Below are 19,401 nucleotides of genomic sequence, written 5' to 3'. Positions count from 1 at the left end.
CGAGTCGAGATCAATGTAGTTCGGCGGCAGAAAGCCGTTTCAATCCAAAACACGAGGCTCGGATGGCCAACTCAGTCAATACCAATATCGGGGCCATGGTCGCCCTGAAGAACCTGAACAGCGTCAGCGATTCGCTGTCGGCGACGCAGAAACGCATCAGCACCGGCTTGAACGTCGCGGACGCCTACGACGACGGCGCCTCCTACGCCGTGGCGGAAGGCATCCGCAGCGACGTCAAGGCGATCAGCGCGGTGAACGAGCGTCTTGCGGTGGGCAAGGGCATGATCGACGTCGCGGTCAAGGCCGGCGAGAACATCTCCAAGTCGCTCGGGGATGTCCGCGCCGTCCTGACCAAGCTCGCCGACGAGGCGCTGACCGGCGACGACCGCGCGAACTATACGGAGCAGTACGCCACCCTCAAAAAGGACATCGAAAACTTCATCTCCGATGCCAAGTACAATGGCGTCAGCCTGATCAGTGCGACCGCCACCGACCAGAAGATCATTTCGAACGTCGACGGTGGAAACATCACGGTCAACTCCGAAAACTTCATGGAAACGGTCCACAGCCAGCTCGGCGCGGCCGCCGACGCGACGGCGGCGGCTGCCCTCATCTCCACGACCGGCGGCATGGCCAACGCCATGTCCAACCTGGGCAAGGCGATGAACCAGCTGGCCGCGGACAGCCGCCGGGTCACGAACCAGATCGGGTTCAACAACGCGATCGCGGACGCGACCAACACGGGCCTGGGCGCCATCGTCGACGCCGACCTCGCCAAGGAAAGTGCCCGCCTGCAGTCCCTGCAGGTAAAGCAGCAGCTTTCGAGCCAGGCGCTGTCGATCGCCAACCAGTCGCCGCAGTCCCTGCTGGGGCTGTTCCGTTAAGGCAATGCCCGCCCCTTCTCCGAAACCCCGTCAGGAGAGGGGGCGGGCGCCTCTTTCGAACCAGTCCCCGCGCACTCAAGAACTTTCCTCTACTCCTCGAAACCATCACCGGAAGCGGTGCTGAACGGAAGTGGCAATGAACCCGAAGCTCAATGCCTATAAACAGGCGGCGATGATGAACAAGGATTATCGCTCGCAGGAAGCGAACCTTTTCAAGCGCGTCACTTTCGGCCTGATCGAGGGCAAGGCGAACCCGGATGGCCTGGGTCTCGTCAGGGCCGCGTCGGACAACAGGCTGCTCTGGCAGACCGTCGTCAGCCTGCTGCGGGACGACCAGAACCGCCTGCCGGCACCGCTCCGCGCCCAGATCATCTCCATCGGGCAGACCGTCATCCGCGAGATCGACGAGAACGCGACCGGCAAGCTGGACGTCGATTTCCTGATCGATATCAACACGCAGATGATCGAGGGGCTCGCGGCCCTGCCCGAGGCGACCGTGACTCCGGCGCCGACCATTCCGCAGAACCAGCGCCTCGGGGCGTAAGGGGATCGTTCCACTCGCCTCGGGAGGCCCGGCCATGTCCAACAGCATCGTCTTCTACAAAATGCCGGCCCTGGCGGCCTATCAGCTCGCCCTCAAGCAGAGCGACACGGCGCTGGAGAAGATGGCCGCCCGGAAGGACGTCAAGGCCGAGGTGGATTACTTCCGCGACAAGATCCAGGGCGTCAAGTCGGTCGAGGACCTGTTCAAGGACCGCCGCCTGACGCAGTTCGTCCTGGATGCGGTGGATCTCGGCAAGGAAACGGACAAGATGGGTCTGATCAGGAAGGCCCTGACCCAAAAGGCCGAGGATTCCGACGCCCTGATGAACAGGCTGACCGACAAGCGCTACAAGGCCGCCGCCAGCCTGCTCCAGTTCGGCGAGAAGGGGATGGGGCAGATCCAGCGGGAGAGCACCAAGGACGACCTGGCCGAACTCTACGTCAAGAGCAGGTACAACGACGGGCTGTCCACCCAGAACTCGGCGGTCCCCCTGGCCCTGTACCTGAAGGACAATGCTGCCGGCGTGAAGAACGCCTACGACATCCTGGGCGACCAGCGCCTGCGCCATGTCGTCACCACGGCGCTGGGCCTGCCCCTGGAAATCGCCAACCAGTCGGTCGAGGCGCAGGCGGCCGCGATCGAGAAACGCCTGAAGGTCTCCGACCTGGGCGATCCGAAATTCGTCGACAAGATGGCGAAGCGCTTCCTGATGCTTTCCGACGACACGTCCGTGTCGGCCGGTCCGGAGCAGTGGAAACTCAACCTTTTCGCCTGAGCGCCGCCATGGCCGCCGGACGGTTCGGCCTGGAACTGGAGAGAATCGATGCTTGCCGAGATAACCCTGCGAGACCCGCTTGATCCCGCCGGCATGGCGGAGTTGAAGCAGCGCGCAGCCATCCTTCTGGCGCGCGGCGACCTGGAGGGGACACGGACCCTGGTGGATGCGGCGCTCGGCGCCCTGCCGGAAGACGCCGACCTGCTGGCGTTGCGGGGAGCCTGCCGCGCCCGCCAGGGCGAGCTGGGCGACGCGGTCCAGGACTTGGCGACCGCCGTGATGGCCAGGCCCCATGACTGGGAACTGCTCAACGGCTTCGCCGTCCATCTCCAGAAATTGCAAATGTTCGACGAGGCGGTCGTCTTCCACGTCAAGGCGATCAACAATTCCGAACCTGAACAGCATCCCCAGCTCTACGTGAACCTGGGCCTCGCGATGCGGGGGCAGGGCAACCACGAGGCCGCGGTCGAGCTGTTCGAAACCGTCCTGGCGGCCCACCCCGACATGGTCGATGCGGCGGTAAACCTGTCGAGCACGCTGAATTACCTGAAGGATTTCGGGCGCAGCATCGAGGTCTGCCGGCGTACCCTGGCCTTCGTCGAGGCGCCGGAGCTGTACCACAACATGGGCAATGCCCTGCACCGCAGCCCCGGGCGCCGCGCCGACGCCGCGGCGGCGTTCGAGCGGGCCGTCGAGCTGGACCCGACCAACTCCCGGTCGCGGCACATGCTGGCATTGCTGCGGAACGAGGCGATGGACACCGTTCCGGCCGAGTTCGTGGCGGGGCTGTTCGACGATTACGCCAGCCACTTCGAAACCGACCTGATCGAGAAGCTGCGATACCGCGTGCCGGGCCTCGTCCGCCGCTACCTGCTGAAGGCCGCTCCCGGCCGGCCGCGCTTCGCTTCCGTCCTCGACCTCGGCTGCGGGACCGGCCTGGCCGGCCTCATGCTGCGCGACGTCGCCGACTTCCAGAAGGGCGTCGACATCTCCCGCAACATGCTGGCCAAGGCGCTGGAGAAGCGCGTCTACGACCAGATCGAGGCCGTCAACCTGCAGGAATCGCTGGGCGAGATCGACCGCGCCTATTCGGTCGCGGTCGCCGCCGACGTGTGCGGCTATATCGGCCGGCTCGACGGGTTCGTCGCCAAGGTCTCCGACGTCCTGGAAGCCGGCGGCCTGTTCGTCTTCTCGGTCGAGGAGTGTTTCCTTGATGACTTTGAGGTTTCCACGGCGGGCCGCTTCGCCCACCGCCGGTCCTATGTCGAGAAAACCCTGGCCGACGCCGGCTTCGAGGTGGTGACCGCCGCCCGCGAGCAGCTCCGCGTCAACGCCGGCCGGCCGGTGTTCGGTACGATCTTCGTCGCCCGGAAACCAGGCTGAGGCACCGGGCCCGCCGGACCATCCGCACCGTTTCCAGAACCGAGTGAGCAAGAAGAATGGCGCTTCGATACTCCGTCAAAAAAGGTGAGGTCCTGTATATCGAAGGCGTCCGGATGCAGTTCGTCGACAGTTCGGAGATATTGCTGCTCGACCAGTGCGATATCCTGCCGGAACGGATGACCATCAAGGACCCGGGCGCGCTGACCACGCTCCAGACGTTCTACTATGCGATCCAGGAAACCTACATCAAGCACCGCAGCACCCGGGAGGGACAGCACGGGGACATCCTGAGAATCTGGCATAACGTGAAGGAGCATCTGCGGAAGGCAGGCCCCCGGCACGCCGCCGGTTTCGACGTCGAGGCAATCGAGCCGCTGCTGGACCAGAAGAACTACTACAGGCTCCTGAAGATGCTCTGGAAGGTCATCGATCAGGAAGCCCCGGACTTCTGGACGAACAACTCCGAACATGTCCGGCAAAGCGAGAACTACGTGAAAAGCTTCCAGCCCAAGCATGTGAGAAGATAGAACGGTACCCGATCGCTTTGACCCGCCCGGGGCAACCGGACCGATGCGTTGGGCCACGGCCCAACCTACGATCGACGGCTTGCATCACCTTTGCCCTGCATCGAACCGCAGGTTGGGCCGTGGCCCAACGCATCGCGTCAAATGGAACGGCAGGCCGTCTGGAACGGGTCAACCCGGCCGGTCTGGCGCGTCCCGGTGCCCCGGTCCCGTCAGTGGGCCATCAGCACGGGGATCCGGGCCGGGTTTTCCAGCACATGGCGGGTCGTGCCGCCCAGGACCATCTCTCGGAAGCGGCTGTGTCCGTAGGCGCCCATGACCAGCAGGCCGGCGCCCAGGTCGAGGGCGCGCTGGGTCAGCACCTGTCCCATCGGCTCCTCCTCGACCCTCGGCAACCTGTCTATGGCCGCGTCGATGCCGTGCCACGCGAGATATGCGGCGAGGTCCACGGCGCCGTCGATCTGGCGGCGGAAGTCCTCCTGCACCAGGATCAGGACCTTGGATGCCCGGGTCAGCAACGGCAGCGCGTCGATGATCGCGTGCGTCGCCTCCGCGCTGTCGTTCCAGGCGATCGCGACGACCTTTCCCAAGTTTTCGACCGGCCCCAAACCCTCGACCGGAACGGCGGGAGCCAGCAGGAGCGGTCGCCCCGCGTCGAACAGCACCGCGTCGCGGACCCTGGCCAGGGTCCCCGGGAAGGGACGGTCGCCCTGGGGCAGGACGGTCAGGTCGGCGCAGCGGGCGATCCTCGCCAGGGTCCGCTCGACATTCCCAAGTTTCATGTGAAACCAGGCGCTGGCCCCCCCGGTGCCCGCGCCGGGCGCCTCGGCCAGCGGCAGGGCTGCCGCCTGCCGGACCCGGTCGAAGCACCGTTCGGCCTCGCGTCCGGCGGCGGCCACGGCTTCCTCCCTTTCCCGGATCATCTCGTCGATGAACTCGGGCGGAACCGCCTCGCCCATGATCGGAATGCTCCCGGCCGGGTCCGTGGCCAGGAAGACCCCCTCGACATGGGCGTCCAGCAGCCGGGCCATGTCGAACGCCAGCGCCAGCGAGGTCCGGTCGGACGGCTGGCCGTCCAGCGGCGCCAGGATCTTCCTGATCATGGGCGAGCCTCCCGTCACGCCGTCGGATGGGGCATCGGATCGTGCCGCTTCACGTCCAGCCGCCGGCGCCTGACATGGTCCTCCAGCCGCCGGACCGTCGCGTCGAAGGCGGCGCGGAGCGCGGCGTGGGCGTCCTCGTGGACGCCGTCGGCGACCAGTTCCCCGCCCGGAACGGTCAAGTCGACCGTCACCCGGTAGAGATCACCCTGCTGGCGGCTGCCGTGGGGCCTCTCCACGACCACGTGGCAGCCAACGACATGCTCGCAGAAATGATCCAGCTTCGCGGCCTTCTCGCCGATGCGCGCTTCCAGCGCCGGCGACGGATCCAGGTTCTTGAAGGTGATCTTGAGTGGTGTCTGCATTTGATCCGCCTCAGGGTTGGCTCATGGCCGGGACTGGAGGGAAGCGGGCTACGGGCCCGAAACCTCGATCTTCCGCGCCGGCCGCGAGGCCTCCTCGGTCTTGGGCAGCGTGACGGTGAGCACGCCGTCCTTCATGGCGGCGGCGATCCTGTCCTGATCGACCGTTTCCGGGACGGGGAAGGAGCGCTGGAACGAGCCGTAGCGCCGTTCGGACAGGTGGAGCTGCTTCTCGGTTTTCTCCTTTTCCTCCCGTTTCTCGCCCTTCACGGTCAGCATCCCGCCGCTGACGCTGATCTCGACGTCCTTCTGGTCGATGCCGGGGAGTTCCAGCGTGACCACGTATTCCTTCTCCTTCTCGGCGACCTCGGCGGTGGGCACCGCTCCCGAGAACACCGTCTCGAACCGGCGGAAAGGCTCGAAATCCATCAGGCGGGTCCGGAAGGGACTGCGCATCATGCCGGCCGAGAAATCGTCGAAAAGGCGATCGATCTCGTCACGCAGGCTCAGCAGGGGGTGTCCGGCACGTTCGGCCGCACCCTTGTTTCCGGTTACCGGCGGCTGGGCTTCGGACGTCCCGGCCGATTTGTCCAGGATGCTGGTCATGGCTCGATCCTCCTGAGTTTCAGGATTGTTTCTTGATTGGCGCGACCTCGGTGTCGCCGCACGGAAAAGACTGCCGCGGCGCCGGCCGGCGTGCCTTAACCTGGATCAAGACTGCCTGTTTTCCCCACCGTCAGCACGGCGGCCCCCGTGATGGCGCCGGACCGGAGCGCCGCCACGGCCTCGTTGGCCCGCTCCAGCGGATACTCCGTCACCCGCGTCCGGACCGGCACCCGGGGGGCCAGCGCCAGGAACTCCTCGCCGTCGCGCCGGGTCAGGTTGGCGACGGACCGGACGACCCGTTCGCCCCACAGGATCTCGTAGGGAAACGACGGGATGTCGCTCATGTGGATGCCGGCGCACACCACCGTCCCGCCCTTGGTCACGGCCCGAAGCGCCAGCGGCACCAGTGGCCCGGCGGGGGCGAACAGGATCGCGGCGTCGAGCGGCTCGGGCGCCGGCTCGTCGGACCCGCCGGCCCAGGCCGCCCCCAGCTCGCGGGCGAGGTCCTGGGCGCCCCGGTCGCCCGGCCGGGTGAAGGCGAAGACCTCTCGCCCCTGGTGGCGGGCGACCTGCGCCACGATGTGGGCCGCGGCGCCGAAACCGTAGAGCCCCAGGCGGGCCGCATCGCCGGCCATGCGGAGAGCCCGGTAGCCGATCAGGCCGGCGCACATCAGCGGCGCCGCCTCCGCGTCCGTATAGGAGGGGTCGATCGGGAAGCAGTAGCGGGCGTCGGCCACCGTCAGCTCGGCATAGCCGCCGTCGATCTGGTATCCGGTGTAGCGGGCCCGGTCGCACAGGTTCTCGCGGCCGGACAGGCACCAGGCGCAGGTGCCGCAGCTCCAGCCGAGCCACGGCACCCCGACCCGGTCGCCCGGGGCGAACCGCTCCGCTCCGGGCCCGGCCTCCACCACGGAGCCGATGATCTCATGGCCGGGGATGAGGGGCAGGACGGGGTCGGGCAGCTCCCCGTCGATCACGTGCAGGTCCGTGCGGCAGACCGCGCAGGCATGCACCCGGATCAGGATCCGGCCCGGCCCGGGGATAGGGTCGGGCCGATCCGTCGGAACCAGCAGGCCGCCGGGGCGCTGCAGAACCATTGCCTTCATGGGGGGTGCTTTCGTGGCTCGTGTCCTGTCGGACGCGATCCTGCCCGATCGCCGGGGACCGTCCCTTAACCTGCGTCAAGACGGCCCCCCGTTCCCCCGGCACCGTCCCCCCGGTACCGTCCCCCCGTGCCGCCCCCCCGTGCCGCCCCCCTACGCGGCCACCGCCGGCCGCAGCCCGCCCGTGATCGCGTCGAACGCCGCCGCGAAACGCGGATTCTCCATGTCCTGCGCGGTGAAACGGACATGCAGCGCGCCGCCGTCGCCGTCCAGCACGTCGAAGCGTACCCGGACGCCGCGGCGGTCCAGCGCCAGGACCCCCTGGGCGCCGACGCGGATGCCGGAAACGCCGGTGATCATCGCCCCGCCTTCCGACAGGTTCGCGATCCTGGCGGTCCGCCGGTCCGACCCGAACTCGACCGAGCAGGGTTCGTCCACTTCGAAGCGTTCGTCGCGCCGCCGGTTCGCCTCGGCGGTGGAGGTGCGGACGACCCGGACCAGGACCCGGCGGAGCTCGTCGATGCTGACCGCCACCCCGCTGGAGCCGGCCTTCACCTGGGCCGCCTGCTCGCCGGTCTGGACCGCCTCGCTCGACACCTCGGAGATGCGGATCGAAACCTCCTGCGCGGCCACCGTGGTCTCGGCGACGTTGCGGCTGATCTCGTGGGTCGCGGCGGCCTGTTCCTCCATGGCCGCGGCGATCGCCCCGGACACCCGGTCGATCTCGCCGATGGTCTGGCCGATCTCCGCGACGGCGCCGACGGCGGTCGCGGTCACGCTCTGGATCTCGCTGATCTGGCGGGTGATCTCCTCGGTCGAGCGAGCCGTCTGGTTGGCCAGGTTCTTGACCTCCTGGGCCACCACGGCGAAGCCCTTGCCGGCCTCCCCGGCCCGTGCCGCCTCGATCGTCGCGTTCAGCGCCAGCAGGTTGGTCTGGCCCGCGATGGCGCTGATCAGCTTGGCGACCTCGTCGATCTTGCCGACCGCCAGGGACAGCGAGCCGATGGTCGCCTGGGTGCGCTCGCCGCTCTCCACGGCGCGGCGGGTCACCGCGCCCGAATGGGCCACCTGGGCGGTGATCTCGCGGATCGAGGCCGCCAGCTGCTCGGTCGCGGCCGCGACCGTCTGGGCATTGGCGAGCGCCTGGTTGGCCGCAGCGGCCACGGTGCGGGAGCTGGCGCCGACCCGCTCCGCCGACTCCGCCATGCCCTCGGCTTCACGGGCCATGCCGTCGGTATGGACGGCGACCCGTTCGACCGCCGAGCGGGCTTCCCGCTCCACCGTCTCCGCCATCGCCTGGAGCGCCGCGGTCCTGGTTTCCGCCTCGGCCTCGGCGTAGGTCTCCAGCAGCAGCTCCAGGTCGAGCCAGGCCAGCTTGGTCAGCGCGTTGCGCAGCGCCAGCTTCCGGGCCGCGTCGCCGGACCGGAGCAGCGAGCCGAGACCGTTCCCCCCGGCCTCCAGCCCCAACTCCTCGACGATGCCGGTGACCACGACGTTGTGGCAGACCGCGACCGCATAGCCGGGCACGCCGTTCTCATAGAAGGTCCGGGCGAGCTGGGTCGCCGACCGCATGAAATCGTCGTCGATCCGGCCGGACACGGCACGGACCCAGTGCCGCACCCGGACGGCATGGACGGCGGGGTTGGCCAGCGCCGACTGGATCTCGGGCCAGGCGGCGAAACGGGACTGCCACTGTTCCAGCAGAGCCGGGAGACGCTGTTCGGCAAAGGATCTCTGCTCTCGGACCAGGTCGATGTCGGCGTCGGTCAGGCGGAACACGGCCAGGCGCCGCGACTGGCTGTCCGACGCGAGCCATGAAGGATTATTGTCGTCTACACTCATAAAGTCCTCTGGAATCGATGAGAAGCTTTCCCCTGCCGAAGCCAGGATATGTTCAAGCAATGAATTATTTCTTGATATGATTACTTTATGTTGCAAAATTTGGATTTATGCCGGGATTCATAAGTTGATTATTTCAATGCTCCGGATCTGCCTATAACCAAATGTATAACTAAGGTTTTTACCTTTCGAAGTAACCTCCAAGTAGGATTGGGAAGGGGAAAGCTAAAATCGTTTCATCGAGACCGATCAATGAAAAGCCAACTTCAGAGGTTCATCTCCTTCGCCTTCGCGGCAGCCGATCTGCTGATCGAGGTCGGTCCTGGCGGCGAAATCCGGTTTGCCATCGGCGCGGCCTCGACGCTGACGGATCGGCGCGACGATGAGTTGATCGGCAGGGATTGGCTCGACCTGTTCGACCCGGCGGACCGGAAGGCGGTCCGCGGCCTTGCGGCGACCCTCGGGCCGCAGGGGCGATCCGGGCCGCTGGAGGTTCGCATGGCGCCCGCCGGCTTGGGCATCGGCGAACCGGCCCGGCGCGCGTCGCTCAGCGCCTGCCGGCTGGCGGGACCGCAGGAGTGGCTGTCCTGCGTGCTGACGGCCCTTCCCGCCGCCGGCGAGACCGGGGCCGATCCCGGGGCCGGACTCGTCGGCATCGAGGACTTCGTCGAGGCCGCGAGCCGGGCGGGCGGGGCCGGCGCCAACATGACGCTCGTCGAGGCGCCGGGGCTGCTCGGCCTGGCGCAAAGCGATCCGGCCATGTGCAACACCCTGGTGCAGCGGATCAGTACCCTGCTGCGGAATTCGGCGGTCGACGGCAACGCCGCTGCCCGGCTGGGCGAGGCGCGCTTCGGCGTCACCCACAGGGGCGGCGACTCCATCCTGCGCCAGGGCCTGGCCGACATCACGGAGGAGGGAGCCCGCAACGGCATCGACCTCGGGCTCAGCGCCCACGACATGGCGCTCGACTCCGGCGGGCTGGGACAGGACGAACTGCTGCAGGCGGTCCGCTTCGCGGTCAACCGGTTCTCCACCCAGGGTCCGGCGGCGGCGCTGCCCGGATCGATGACCCAGGCGTTCGAGCAGATGGTCGATACCGCGATCCGGCGCATGAACGACTTCGCGGAGGTCATTCGGGAAGAGAAGTTCGACCTGTCCTTCCAGCCGATCGTTGAGCTCGCGACCGGGGCGCTTCACCATTTCGAGGTCCTGGCCCGCTTCAAGGACGGCAGCAGCCCCTTCGAGAAGGTCCAGTTCGCGGAGGAGATCGGCGTCATCGAGAAGTTCGACTTCGCCGTCTGCACGCGGTCGATCTCGGCGATGCGGTCCCGGGACCGGGAGCGCGGGGCCGGGCCGCTCCGCCTCGCGGTCAACCTTTCCGGCCAGTCGCTGGAGAACGCCGTGTTCATCCGGCTGCTGCTGGCGCTGCTGGACGAGAACCGGGACCTTGCCGGCCGGCTGTCGCTGGAGATCACCGAAAGCGCCCGGCTGCGCGACTTGGCCCGGGCCGACCAGGTGATCCAGCAGGTGAGGCGGCGCGGCTTCGCCGTGTATCTCGACGATTTCGGGGCCGGTGCGGCGTCTTTCCAATATCTCCAGGCGTTGGCCATAGACGGGGTGAAGATCGACGGTTCCTACATCAGGCGGATCGGCGGATCGCGGCGGGACGACACCCTGCTGCGCGGGCTCGCCCGGCTGTGCGGCGACCTGGAGATCAGGACCGTCGGTGAAATGGTGGAAACCGCCGCCCAAAGCGATTTCCTCCGCGGAATCGGCGTCACCCTGGGCCAGGGATGGCTGTTCGGCAAGGCCACGCCGGTTCCGGTCTGGACGCCGGTCTCGACGCCGAAGCAACTGGAGCCGGTGGCGCCGTCCCGGCTGCGCGGCCGGCGCCAGGGCGCCGTGGAAAGCTGGAGCTGAAGGCGAACGGCGGCATTTCCCTTAACCTGAATATAATAATATGCAAGCTACGGTTTCTAAGGAAATGCTGCGCAAGACCATGCTGAGAGGGGGAGCCGGCGGGGAATGATCCGAGTCCAGTCGAAAGGGCGGTTCCATGCCGGCCCCCGCCCTTGACCTGAAGATGCACGCCGGGTCCGCGGACGTGGTTGCCGGGATGGCCCCCGGCATGGTGCTGCCGACGGCGGAGGAGATCGCGACCCTGCCGGCTCGGACCATCGAGCGGATCCACCGCTATTCGGCGGAACTGCCGCCATCCCCCGCCCGCGCGGCGCTGGAGGACGCGCTTCGTCCCCGCCTGCGGGCGACCCGGCCGCCCAAGGTGCTCACGCCCATGCGGCTGTTCTGCCTGCCGTTCGAGGACCTTCTTACCGACCGGAACCCCCGGGTGCGGCCGGCTGGGCTGATCCCCCGCCGTATCCTGATGCCGTTCTGGCGGCTGCTGACCAGGCCCGCGACCGTGCCCGGCCTGCTGCGCGGCCCGACCGAGGAGTTTCCGCTGCCGCTCCGGCCGGACCGCGACGCCCTCGACCATCCCCTGTTCGAGGCGGGCCGGGGGACCCTGTCGGCCATGCGCTCCGCGGCGGTGGGAAACCCCGCCATCGCCAACGTGGGCAAGCGCATCCATCCCGACATCTGGGACATCGTTCCGGAAATGGACCTGGCGATCGGACTGCGCTTCGATCTCTGGCGCATCCGCCAGGACCTCGCCCGGGGCCGGACCGACCCGGCGGTGTCGGAATTCCTGCGCGCCGCCGCGGACGATGCCCTCGCCATGCATGTCCTGCTGCTCTCCCTGGCGCGTTCCCCCCTGTCGCGCGGCGCCTTCCCCGACTTCGCCACGGCACTCGGCCGCCACCGGTCCAAGGAGGTCGTCCGCATCCTGTCCGACATCGTGCGCTGCACCGCCGACGACGCCCGCCAGGACATCGGGCTGGAGACCGCCGAGGAAGCGGCGCGCGACCTGGACCCCCCGTCGCTGGCGCGCGGGCTCCGCCCGGCCGCCGAACGGCTGGCCGTGCTGCGCGCCCAGCCCATGGGCCGCGCCGGGACGGCCGCCGCCGAGCGCCTGGGCGAAGACCTCAAGGCGACGGTCCGCGACCGGCTGATGCCCAACGTGGACGGGATGATCGAACGCCTCCCCGCGATGCCCCGGACCCGGGACGAATCGGAGTTCGTCGCCGCCCTGTCGGCGGCGGTCGAGATGCTGTCGGTCGGCCGCGAGGTCTGCGCCGGAGCCGGTTTCGCGGACATGACCGCCGCCTCGGTCGAGCGCCTGATGGCCGCGACCCGGCGGCGGATCGCCGCCCTGGCGCGTCCCGACCCCGATACCGGATCAGGTATCCTCGCCGGCGCCGCGCCTGCGCCCGGATCGCCGCCCGACCCTGCTCCCGACCCGGCGCTGGCCGACCGCGCGCTGCGCGTCGCGGCGCGGGCGGCACACGCCTTCGAGCAGCTCTGCCCGCAGGAAAGCGTCCTGACTTTCCTCCAGACCGCCTTCGTCGACGCGACCGGCCGGCCGGCCCCCAAGACCCGGGAGGCCTTCCTGTCGGAGATCGTCCGGTCCTGCTGCGCCCCGGCCCGGGGCGGGTGAGCGGCCTTCCACGTGGGGTTGCCCGTCGGCAAGCAATTCTTCAATTCCTCGGGCGCATCATCGTCCGGCATCCCTTTCCCAAGAGTCGCCCACCATGAACGAGACCCTGCCGCCGTTCGCGACCCGCCTGTCCGGCGACCATGTGCCCGCCACCTTCGAGGAGCGCGGCGCCACGGTGCCGTTCCAGAAGCCCGACCTCGCCAATGCCCGCGTCAGGCGGGCGGCCCAGGGCGAGCTGGAAGCGCTGGTCTACGGGTTCTCGGGCGGACGCGGCGTCTATATCCTGCCGTGGCGCGCGCTTCCCGACATGCTGCGCCTGAACCTGCACGACCTGACGCTGCATGCCGAAGTCCTGACGACCCTGGCGGTCACGCCCGAGCGCATCCAGGTCGCGGCTTACCGTGTCGCCCGCAGCGGCCTCGCCGGCGAAGCCATGCTCCAGGATGCCGACGACCTGCTGGCCGACCGCGCCCAGGTCGCCACGGTGACCGCGTTCCACCTGCTGCGCCGCCTGATCCCGTCCCCCGGCCTGACCGTCAACGGCTATCCCATGACGCCGCTGCTGCTGGCGACGCCGGCGGGCAAGGCCGCCGCCCGCGCCGCGCTGCAGCCGGAGAACCTGTTCGACCGGATCCAGAAGGCCGCGTCCGTCGCCCTCCCGCTCGGCGTCGACGCCGACGACGGCCGGGGGCCGCTGCGCACCCTGTTCGCCCGGGTCCGCGGTTTCGCCGCCCGCGTCGAGGGCGCCGGCGGCGACGCGACCGCGTTGATCGCCGACGTGGCCCGGCTGACCGTGGCGATCGGCGACGACCTTGTCCGTCAGGTCGATGCCGCGATGGCGGAACCCGGCCCCCTCCTGGAAGACTGGGACTCCCGCGGCCCGACCCTCAAGCAGGCGGTCGACCGCCTTGCTTGGCTGCTCGACGGCTGGCAGCCGGTATGCGATCTCTGGGGCAACTGGCCGGGCAGCACCGCCGACCCCACGCTGGCGCTGACCACGCTCCGCATCCTCCCCCTGGTGCCGAGGGACGAATGCGGCCGCTTCCACGCCGACGCCGCCAGCCTCTACCGCCGCCAGACCACCGTCTTCAACGCCTTGCAGGAGGAGGGGTGAAGGGAGAGGTGGCGGACGATGTCCTGAGCGGAAGCGGGTTCACGCTCGCCGCTCCAGCAGACGCAGAAAGCTGCGCAGCTCGCTCGTGCGCTTTTTCTCATCGATGATCTCGTCGTCGATTCCGATCCGCCAGGCAATGTCCCTGCGCGTAGCGTCGCAGTGAAGGTCGTCGAGCAAAGCTGCGTAATACTCGATGGCCACGCGATCCCTTGCCATGTCCTGCGCGATGAGATCGTCCGTCTGCCGGCGAAGGGATGCGGCGATCTCGGCGATCGTCAGCTCGGGATGATACTGCACGCCCCAGAAAATCCCGTTCTGCGACCTGATCTCCGCGGCTTCGATCGGCGTGCTCTTCGTCCTTGCCAGGACGACACCGCCTTCCGGCATCGTATCGATGACGCTGAAATGCATGGCCGGGGCGTCCCAGACGATCGGCCGCCCCTGCAGGAGCGGATGATCACGCCCGGCTTCCGTCGCCGTGATCCCTCGCGCGAATCCGGCCTCCATCATCGATTCGCGCGGCTTGCACGTCCCTCCCGCCGCGACGGCCGCGATCTGCAGACCGGCGCATGATCCGAACGCGGCCGTTCCGGACTCGAACACATCAGCCGCGAAACGGGCGGCCGAACGGCTTTCCCCGGTATCCTCGTGCATCTGGATCGGAGAGCCGGCGAAGAAGATTCCATCATATCGACGAAACTCGGGGATCGAAGGCGTTCTCGATCCGTCGACACAGGACGCGAAATCGATGGAAGCGTCCTCGGCGAGCGAGCGCACGGTCGATGCATAGGTCTCGTGCGACGCAGCCCCAACGGATTGGCGGCGCGCTTCGGCTTGATCCGGCGTTTCGCTGGCGACGATCAGGAGGTGAAGGGACACGGATATCCAATCTCTGGCTACGGCGGACTTTTGAACAGCAAACAGACGCCATGCCAAAAGGTGCGCCGGCACTGGTTGTTACGGAACGCTGAACCGGGCTATCCGTGGCGGCCTTCCGGATGATCCTGCGGGAGGCCGTGGTTCGGATGCTGGACAAGCGGGTTTGTTTCCCCGGAATGCCGGACAGGCGTCTCGGCTAACGATCTGGAGCGGCGGGCATGAAACTCAAATCAATGTCGCGCTTTGGGCTGAGGTGTCCTCAGCCTCGGTTCCACGCGACCCGCGACACCGCTGGTCGCGCGTATCCATAAATGATCATGCGCTTGCTGAAAATCAAAAGGGCTTAGCTGGTTGCCAGCTAAGCCCTTGAATTCGATGGCGGACCCGATACGATTCGAACGTACGACCTCTGCCTTCGGAGGGCAGGATGCATGTTGATGTTCGCATGGCATTCTGCAAATTTTCACTTTCTGTTCGTGGATGGATGAAGTTCGGAATGATTAAATTGCGTTCGTTGCGGGATGTTACGGGGATTGACGGGTGCTATCTTAGCGCCTTCACTACACTCGACAGATAGTCTGGCGAGTGATGGCCGTAGACGCGCCTGATTGTCTCCTCGCTGGTCCCGGTCCAGCCGGCGACTTCCCACAGCGGCACTCCAGCGCCCAAAAGGTACGTGATGGCCGAATGCTTCAGCAGGTGGCTGAACACGTTTCCGAGCCCGGCGGCACGGCCGGCCGTCGCCAAAGCCTTTTTCGGATCGCGCACCGGACGACCTTCAAACTCGATCACGTATCGCATGGTCCTACGCCGCGCCAGCTTCAGAAACGTCATCAGCCGACCCGGAATTGGGATCGCACTCCGGCGCTTCTTGGTGCGCCGCGCGCTCCCTTGGAAGTCAATTATGCCGCGCTCCAAGTCTACCCACCCGCCTAAGGAGTTCGGCTGCCACTGTAGTTCCAAGATCGCACTCCGGCGTGCACCCGTGTAGAACGCGACTAAGATATAGAGCGTCAGATGCGTGCGGCTGCGCGCGGATTTCCGAGCTGCCCACAGAAGCCGAGCTATGTCCGATCGGGATAGATGTCTGTCACGTGGCACGCCCTTCTCCGGCAGCCAGACCGTCGGCGGGTTGATCAGATAACCTTCTTCATTGCAATACTTCAAGGCGGCACTAAGCATCACTAGCTCGCGCCGTACAGTATTGTCCGAAAGGGTGCGGGCAGGTGGTGGGAGCCTACCGCGAGCGGTCTGCTCGGTGACACGTTCGGCCTCACGCGCCGCAAACCGGTCGCGGCGGAATTGCATGTACCGGCGCACGGTCTCACCTTTGATGTCGCTGACCGCTAGCTCCGCCCAGAATGGCAGAAGCGCGTCGATTGCATAGCCGATGCGGGCTGGGGCCGCCGTTTGCGGAGCATGCTCGCGGCCGTAAATGTCGAGCACATCGGCAACACTCATTTGGTCAGGACGGCGGGGGCCATCAATTTGGTTGGCGACTCTGGCAGCGTCGGCGCGTGCTTCGAGGAAGGTGCGGAAACACCTTTCAGCAACGCCGATGTCTGACGTGCCCGTGCTGCGCTCGCACTTTCTGCCGGCGTCTGACCAGACGATGTAGAAACGGTATTCGGTGAAGCCACGTTTGGCTTTGGCACCGAACCGGGTGTCTGGGCCGTAAAGTTCGAGACGCGGGCCCTTGTAGGCGCGGGGCATTTTGCTCGCTCCAGATAAGTGATGATATCAGCGCCAGTCACCAGCACAGTACGACCGATCTTGGATGCCCTGGATTGCGTCCGTCAAGCTGGTGTAAATTGGGAGGAGGCCATCAGCACCGTAGGTCAGGTCTTGGTCAGCGCGGCGAGGGCTGCTTCATCACTGGCGACCATGCCGGTCATGGTCTCAAGCGTCAGGTAACGATGTTGTAGTTGCCACTCGTCGTTTTGCTCGAGAAGTACAGCACCAACAAGCCTGCGAACACTGGCCTCGTTCGGGAAGATCCCGACGACATTGGTCCGGCGCTTTACTTCCTTGTTCAGGCGTTCGATCGGATTGGTCGAGTGCAATTTGCTACGATGGGGTTCAGGATAGTCCATGTAGGCGAGCACGTCGTGTTCGGCATCGTCAAGCAGGGCGGCGACCTTGGGAAAGCGTGGGCGGAGCTGATCGGCGACGTGGCGCCAGGCTTGTCCGGCAGTCTCGCGATCGGGCTGGACGAAGACCTGCCGGACAGCGGCCGAGACGACCGACTGCTGGCTTTTCGGCACATGGGCCAAGAGCGATCTCATGAAATGAACCCGGCACCTCTGCCAAGTGGCGCTCAGGACCTGGGTGATAGCCGCCTTGAGACCTTCGTGGGCGTCGGAGATCACCAGCTTCACGCCCTTCAGACCGCGACGGACCAGCCCCCGCAGAAACTCGATCCAGAAGGTGGCGGCTTCCGACTGGCCCAGGCCGAGCCCGAGGATCTCGCGGCGGCCGTCCTGGTTGACACCGGTGGCGATTATCGCCGCGATCGACACGATGCGGCCATTCTGGCGGACCTTGATGTAGGTCGCATCGAGCCAGAGGTAGGGCCACTCGCCGTCCAGCGGCCGCTCGAGGAAGGACAGCACGCGGGTGTCGATGTCCTGGCACAGGGCCGAGACCTGCGACTTGGAGATGCCGGTCATGCCCAGCGCCTGGACCAGGTCATCGACCTTGCGGGTGGACACGCCCTGGATCCACGCTTCCTGGATCACGGCCGTCAGCGCCTTCTCGGCGGTCTTGCGGGGCTCCAGGAAGGCCGGAAAGTAGGTGCCCTGGCGCAGCTTCGGGATCTTCAGGTCGAGCGTGCCGAGCCGGGTTTCCAGCTGACGATCCCGATGTCCGTTGCGGTATGTGGTGCGCTCGTCGGACCGCTCATGGCGCCCGGCGCCGATCAGGCCGTCGACCTCGAACTCCATCAGTCGCTGGAGCGTGTGAGCGGCGATGGCGCGCAGGAAGTCGCCATCGGTACTGGCCTGGATCTGGTCGAGCAGAAGTGTCATCGTATCCTTGGTCATCATGCCTCTCTCGGGGTCTGGTCTCGTGTCGCAACTCGACCTTACCTGAAGAGCGTGATGACCACCTCCACGTCGTTGCGGCCCCAGCGGCGGAGGGTTGAGGCGGCCCGGGCTCCGCTCTGCGAGCTCCACCCGGGCCGCCTCAACCCTTCAAGGGCCAATTTCCACCACTCCGTTGGACGTTACCATGCCCCCTGAGTCTGCCTGTGGCGATAGCCTCCCGCAAAGAGCGCGTTTTGATGCTGGAGTGAATCAAAGGCGCTGCTTCGGCTAGGCTGTAGATACGATCCGGATCAATCTGCGTAGCCATCAGGACATCTCCCCTACCACTATAAGACGTGCTTTGAGGTTGCTCATGATATGAGGATTGATCTCGATGCCTTCATACAGCGAGCAGCTTCTTAAATCGCATTCCGATCGGTCTGTTTTGACCTTAATGTCGGACGGCTGTGTCCACATTGTATTCTCCGCTCAATCATCAGAAGTTTGGGTGAAAGGCCACTATAGGCCGACGGCTGCTCACGTGTGAACAAGGCCGGTGCCGAAGGTCATTGGGACACGATTTTTTGCACTCACTGAAGACTCATTCAAGGTTCATGGTAACGTGTTAAGCGATGTGACCAAAAACCTGTTAAAAAACTGTTAACCGGTCTTGTACAAAAGAAAGTCTTGACAGTAATGGCAAAAATTGTAATCAACAATTGGGCTGCTTTATTTATTGCTCCCGAAATTATATATATCAAATTTCCAAATCTGAAATATTTGGAATAATAAACATTTTAGAATTTCAAATTGGACAATTTGTATACCGGTTACTATTGCTAACGGGGCTGGTCAGACAGCGAGGATGTTCTGGCCTATCAAGTGGCAGCGATTGCTTAATGGGCCGAGAAGCCGTTGAGGTGGTTGATTCCGATGACCGATCGGACTAGGGCGTGGATGTCGGCACCCCAGATCGAGCGGAAGCCGTTGGTCACCTTTCGGAAGATGACGCTGTGGCGGAGTGCCCGCTCGGCCGTGTTATTGGTTGGCGGCACGTCGCGGTCGGTCATGAAGGCGAAGAACTAGGCGCGCCAGCGTTTGGCCCGCTGCTGCAGTTCTGCGTTGGCCGCGGTCACCGCCGGCATCGCCAGCAGACGGTCGAGGCGGCGGTCTGCCGTGGCGCGGTACTGGGCCAGGGTGCCGTCCTTCAAGGTCTTCCGCCGCCGAGCGACGACGATCACCCAACACAGCAGGCGGTGCAGGGAAGGCGCGAAGCACGGCTCGATACTGGACGTCGAGCATGACCTGCGCCAAGCGAACTTGATGGGTTTCGGCGCGCTCCTGCTGAGCGCCCCAGCGATTTGATATCCAGCAGCGCGGCCGGTGCCCCTCCAGTGCATATGTTCACGAATCCGAACGGCATTTTCATCAATCCGGCCACCTGCGCTTCAACCATGGCAGGCACTTCGCGAGGGCGACGGCTGGCCCCGCCCCATGGGGCGGGGCCAGCCGTGGGCGTTTGACGTAAGTTCACTTTACGGTTGTTTTCTCGAGGTTGGAAGCGGGTTGATCGATGGCGCTGGCGGAAGGGGCGGTGCCACCACGAGCGGGTTTGCGCAGGGAGTCGCCCTGAAGTTCAACCCGGTAGGCGGCGTGAACAATGCGGTCCAGTATCGCCTCGGAGTAAGTGGAATCCCCGATCATCACAGACT

19 protein-coding genes are annotated in these 19,401 nt (G+C 66.0%); 8 read left to right on the top strand and 11 right to left on the bottom strand.

The window, feature by feature from the left end; all coding sequences use genetic code 11:
- Positions 1-62 precede the first annotated feature (62 nt).
- The 5 genes from JL100_RS28020 (at position 63) to JL100_RS28000 (ending at position 4,113) form a co-directional block, all read left to right on the top strand.
- Positions 63-884 (top strand): flagellin, encoded by an 822-nt coding sequence (locus JL100_RS28020; RefSeq protein WP_202684916.1) that lies wholly within the window; start codon positions 63-65, stop codon positions 882-884.
- A 136-nt stretch (positions 885-1,020) separates the two neighbouring features.
- Positions 1,021-1,428 (top strand): flagellar biosynthesis regulator FlaF, encoded by a 408-nt coding sequence (locus JL100_RS28015; RefSeq protein ID WP_202684915.1) that lies wholly within the window; start codon positions 1,021-1,023, stop codon positions 1,426-1,428.
- A 34-nt stretch (positions 1,429-1,462) separates the two neighbouring features.
- Complete coding sequence (locus tag JL100_RS28010; protein WP_202684914.1) at positions 1,463-2,203, top strand: DUF1217 domain-containing protein; 741 nt, start codon at positions 1,463-1,465, stop codon at positions 2,201-2,203.
- Positions 2,204-2,251: 48 nt separating this feature from the next.
- The gene (locus JL100_RS28005; protein WP_202684913.1) at positions 2,252-3,586 is read left to right on the top strand and encodes a tetratricopeptide repeat protein; all 1,335 of its coding nucleotides are present in this window, start codon (positions 2,252-2,254) and stop codon (positions 3,584-3,586) included.
- A gap of 113 nt (positions 3,587-3,699) precedes the next feature.
- A complete protein-coding gene (locus JL100_RS28000; RefSeq protein ID WP_407696923.1) occupies positions 3,700-4,113 on the top strand; it encodes a flagellar biosynthesis repressor FlbT in 414 nt (137 codons plus the stop codon).
- Between the two features lie 209 nt (positions 4,114-4,322).
- On the opposite strand, the gene JL100_RS27995 is transcribed toward JL100_RS28000, so the two are convergent.
- From JL100_RS27995 to JL100_RS36590, 5 genes are all read right to left on the bottom strand, one after another.
- Complete coding sequence (locus tag JL100_RS27995) at positions 4,323-5,213, bottom strand: universal stress protein (RefSeq protein WP_202684911.1); 891 nt, start codon at positions 5,211-5,213, stop codon at positions 4,323-4,325.
- Between the two features lie 14 nt (positions 5,214-5,227).
- Positions 5,228-5,575: an HPF/RaiA family ribosome-associated protein gene (locus JL100_RS27990; protein WP_202684910.1), complete on the bottom strand. Its 348-nt coding sequence runs from the start codon at positions 5,573-5,575 to the stop codon at positions 5,228-5,230.
- 48 nt (positions 5,576-5,623) lie between these two features.
- Positions 5,624-6,178, bottom strand: coding sequence for an Hsp20/alpha crystallin family protein (locus JL100_RS27985; RefSeq protein ID WP_202684909.1), 555 nt, complete (start codon positions 6,176-6,178; stop codon positions 5,624-5,626).
- A 95-nt stretch (positions 6,179-6,273) separates the two neighbouring features.
- Complete coding sequence (locus JL100_RS27980; protein ID WP_202684908.1) at positions 6,274-7,284, bottom strand: zinc-dependent alcohol dehydrogenase family protein; 1,011 nt, start codon at positions 7,282-7,284, stop codon at positions 6,274-6,276.
- Positions 7,285-7,434: 150 nt separating this feature from the next.
- Positions 7,435-9,123 (bottom strand): methyl-accepting chemotaxis protein, encoded by a 1,689-nt coding sequence (locus JL100_RS36590; protein ID WP_202684907.1) that lies wholly within the window; start codon positions 9,121-9,123, stop codon positions 7,435-7,437.
- 249 nt (positions 9,124-9,372) lie between these two features.
- Here JL100_RS36590 and JL100_RS27965 point away from each other — a divergent pair, with 249 nt between their 5' ends.
- The 3 genes from JL100_RS27965 (at position 9,373) to JL100_RS27955 (ending at position 13,787) form a co-directional block, all read left to right on the top strand.
- Positions 9,373-11,040 carry a sensor domain-containing phosphodiesterase gene (locus tag JL100_RS27965; RefSeq protein ID WP_202684906.1) on the top strand — a complete coding sequence of 556 codons (1,668 nt, stop codon included), beginning with the start codon at positions 9,373-9,375 and terminating at the stop codon, positions 11,038-11,040.
- A gap of 136 nt (positions 11,041-11,176) precedes the next feature.
- Complete coding sequence (locus tag JL100_RS27960; protein ID WP_202684905.1) at positions 11,177-12,673, top strand: hypothetical protein; 1,497 nt, start codon at positions 11,177-11,179, stop codon at positions 12,671-12,673.
- Between the two features lie 94 nt (positions 12,674-12,767).
- Positions 12,768-13,787: a hypothetical protein gene (locus JL100_RS27955; RefSeq protein WP_202684904.1), complete on the top strand. Its 1,020-nt coding sequence runs from the start codon at positions 12,768-12,770 to the stop codon at positions 13,785-13,787.
- Positions 13,788-13,826: 39 nt separating this feature from the next.
- Here JL100_RS27955 and JL100_RS27950 read toward each other — a convergent pair whose 3' ends face one another.
- The 6 genes from JL100_RS27950 to JL100_RS27925 all read right to left on the bottom strand — a co-directional run bounded on the left by JL100_RS27950 (position 13,827) and on the right by JL100_RS27925 (position 19,393).
- Positions 13,827-14,666, bottom strand: coding sequence for a glutamine amidotransferase-related protein (locus tag JL100_RS27950; protein ID WP_202684903.1), 840 nt, complete (start codon positions 14,664-14,666; stop codon positions 13,827-13,829).
- 543 nt (positions 14,667-15,209) lie between these two features.
- Positions 15,210-16,379: a tyrosine-type recombinase/integrase gene (locus JL100_RS27945; RefSeq protein WP_202684902.1), complete on the bottom strand. Its 1,170-nt coding sequence runs from the start codon at positions 16,377-16,379 to the stop codon at positions 15,210-15,212.
- A gap of 125 nt (positions 16,380-16,504) precedes the next feature.
- Complete coding sequence (locus JL100_RS27940; RefSeq protein WP_202685841.1) at positions 16,505-17,707, bottom strand: IS256 family transposase; 1,203 nt, start codon at positions 17,705-17,707, stop codon at positions 16,505-16,507.
- A gap of 878 nt (positions 17,708-18,585) precedes the next feature.
- Entirely contained in the window at positions 18,586-18,759 is a 174-nt protein-coding gene (locus JL100_RS27935; RefSeq protein ID WP_202685823.1) for an IS66 family transposase, read from the bottom strand.
- A gap of 12 nt (positions 18,760-18,771) precedes the next feature.
- A complete protein-coding gene (locus JL100_RS27930; protein WP_202685822.1) occupies positions 18,772-18,930 on the bottom strand; it encodes a hypothetical protein in 159 nt (52 codons plus the stop codon).
- A 289-nt stretch (positions 18,931-19,219) separates the two neighbouring features.
- Positions 19,220-19,393, bottom strand: coding sequence for an ATP-binding protein (locus JL100_RS27925; RefSeq protein WP_407696922.1), 174 nt, complete (start codon positions 19,391-19,393; stop codon positions 19,220-19,222).
- Positions 19,394-19,401: the final 8 nt, after the last annotated feature.

The organism is Skermanella mucosa (assembly GCF_016765655.2).
Taxonomy (GTDB): Bacteria; Pseudomonadota; Alphaproteobacteria; order Azospirillales; family Azospirillaceae; genus Skermanella; species Skermanella mucosa.
This window is presented reverse-complemented; position numbering and strand designations above follow the sequence as displayed.